3 protein-coding genes are annotated in these 2,466 nt (G+C 57.7%); all 3 read right to left on the minus strand.

The features are described from left to right. A partial coding sequence (locus PG883_RS23170) for a hypothetical protein (protein WP_270808402.1) occupies positions 1–722 on the minus strand: 722 nt, incomplete at its 3' end. Then, positions 722–1,615: a TraE/TraK family type IV conjugative transfer system protein gene (locus PG883_RS23175; protein WP_114522836.1), complete on the minus strand. Its 894-nt coding sequence runs from the start codon at positions 1,613–1,615 to the stop codon at positions 722–724. The genes PG883_RS23175 and PG883_RS23170, both read right to left, overlap by 1 nt. 104 nt (positions 1,616–1,719) lie before the next feature. Further along, on the minus strand, positions 1,720–2,466 hold a 747-nt coding region (locus tag PG883_RS23180; RefSeq protein WP_270808404.1), incomplete at its 5' end, for a helicase-related protein.

Genomic DNA, 2,466 nt, shown 5'->3' on the forward strand with positions numbered 1-2,466 from the left:
GTGTGACGGTCAGAGCGCACGATCTCTTCTTCCTCGGTGGTGGCCTTTTCGACCAGCTCAGCTTCCTTCACCTTGCGCTGGTACTGATAGGCTTCGTTGAGCATGTCGCCGGTCATCGGGACGCGAACCTTCACGAGGGCAGGCGGCACGTCGATCGGCACAGCGGTGAGGTTGATGGCGGAATTGGGTACCCCTTGCTCCATCAGGATGAGGCCAACGGGTTCACGGCTGTTGAGGGTGACGTAGAGTACCCCGCCGTCGACTTCTAACACCGCCGACTCGTCGCTGGTCTTCACGGACCCGTTCTGGTAGTTGGTCTCAATGCGGTTCATCAGGCCAATCGCAACCGGGACCATCACGTTGCCTGACGGACGCACAGTGAGATTCTGGTTGGGGGCGTACTTCGATTTCACCTTATCAGCCCACTCTTCGGTCATGCCGTCGATGGGCTCTTGGGAAGGGTTGTTACCGGAGAGCCGCTGTTTCTCCATCATGTTGAGGAGCAGGCGCTGTTCCTCGGGCAAATTCACCGGCAAGGGTGCGGGTGCGTCGGACGCCATGCTATTGGCGACGATGCCACCCACGGTGACCACTGGGTTTTCCGGGGCTGCTGTCGTCAACTTGGTGGGGTTAACGACTTCAACCGGTAGGGGACTATCTTCTGCAAATGCCGCATTACCGACGATCGCGGCAATGACCAAAGCGAGGGGTGCAAACCGCATCAGTGCTGCTCCTTGGCGTTTTCAGGATGGTTTTTCGCATCCTTTTTGTTGTTCTTCTTGAGAGGTTCCAGAATCTCACCTTCTTCGGTCACATCAGCGGCGCGGTCGAAGTGCGGGGTATCTGCGTACTGGTCCAGGTGAGTCACTACCGGCATCCCCATTTCGTTCAATCTGATAATGAACTCGTAGGTCCAGCGCGAGCGTTCAGAGCTTTCAGAGGAAGGGTTGGCGGCATTGCGCTGACCATTGGCCATGCGAATAGTCTTGTAGCCCCAGACCCAGACCATGCGGGTGGTCGGGTCGTAATGGATGTCCTGCACTTCAAACTGCTGAGAGAAGTTCGAGAGGCGCAGCTGCTCCACCAGTCGGCGCATTGCCCGTTCACTGGAATCTTGCAGACTGGGGGAGAGTAGGGAGGTGACCTGCTTGGTTACGAACTCGACGTTGCGCGGGTTGATGTTGCCGATCATGTGGGAAATGAAGAGCGCCCAACTCTCCATCCATTCCTTATTGGGTAAACCATCTTCGATACGGATCTCACCAGTCAGAACCGGTGGTTTGATGATGACCGTCGGCTTGTGGTTCATCTGCGTCCAGAGCGACATGGCCAGCATGACCACCAGGCCCACGTTCGACACCATCAGGAAGTTCGAACGCACCATCGCGGAAGACCATGAGGTATGGGCACCGTTGCGACGATCTCCACCAAACAGATTGAACTCTCGGGGAGCCAAGCGTGAAGGGGGCGTTACAGGGTCTGCTGGTGAAACGGGGGCTTGCTGTAGGGCCTCTACAGGCGCAGCCGTGGGCTCTGTGTCGCGATCACGCGAGCGGGGCAGCCCGGAAGAGCGATTGAATAATGCTCTGACAAAATTACCCAAAACATCGGACATGGCAACAGTCTCAAGAGAAGGTCTGCCTCAATTAGATAGCGTTGCTTTGAGCTAGTCAATATAAACGATCAAGAATGGCAACCAGCACCGAAATGGTGTGTATATTAAGTATTATCTAGATCAACTATAAATTGCTCGATGAAGTCGATATTGATGGGCCGCCGTGGCAGCAGGCTGGTTCCGGCCCCGGCCTGAGAGCTCCCCTTCAAGAGGTCTCCGCAACCGCGCAATCGCAGATCGGCCAGCGCCACCTCATATCCCTGCGTGTGGGTAGTCAGGATCTCCATTCGCTTGAGGGTGGTGGGGGAAGGTGGATTGGGCAGGTACAGGTCAAAGAGGCCATGACCGCCGGTGCGAACGAGACGACCACGCAGCTGGTGCAGCTGCACCGCCCCAAGACGGTCGGCATTGACGATCAGCACATGCCGAAGGAAGGGCAGATTGACGCCCGTCTCGACCACAGTAGTAGCGATCAGGATATGGGCCTCTTGGTCTTTCATCGCCTGCAGGGCCCCTTCGTTCTCCTCGGCGGTGCGGCCACCCGTGGCAAACACGATGCGGGGGCGAAAGCCTAGCGAGCGCTCCATTCGGTCGCCAATGCGCTCGAAGTCACGCACCACCTGCTCCACACTGGCCTGTTCGCGGGCCTCCATCTCCTGCCGATCCTTCACGGACATCTTCGTGTCGGCTTTGGTCTCTTCCTTGCGGGCGCACACCACCAAGACCTGGCCACCCCCGGCGAGAGTTTGCATCAGCCTGTTCATCAGGGTGGGCCGGTCGGCATGGGTAAACACCAGCGTATCTATGCGCCGCTTCACCGGGGACTGGGTGAGCCGGAAGATCTGGATTTT

This window comes from Aeromonas sp. QDB25, assembly GCF_027707725.1.
Classification (GTDB): Bacteria; Pseudomonadota; Gammaproteobacteria; order Enterobacterales; family Aeromonadaceae; genus Aeromonas; species Aeromonas caviae.

Bases quoted from the DNA above. Each gene is read 5' to 3' on its own strand.
- PG883_RS23175 (WP_114522836.1), bottom strand. From the start codon at position 1,615: ATGTCCGATGTTTTGGGTAATTTTGTCAGAGCATTATTCAATCGCTCT.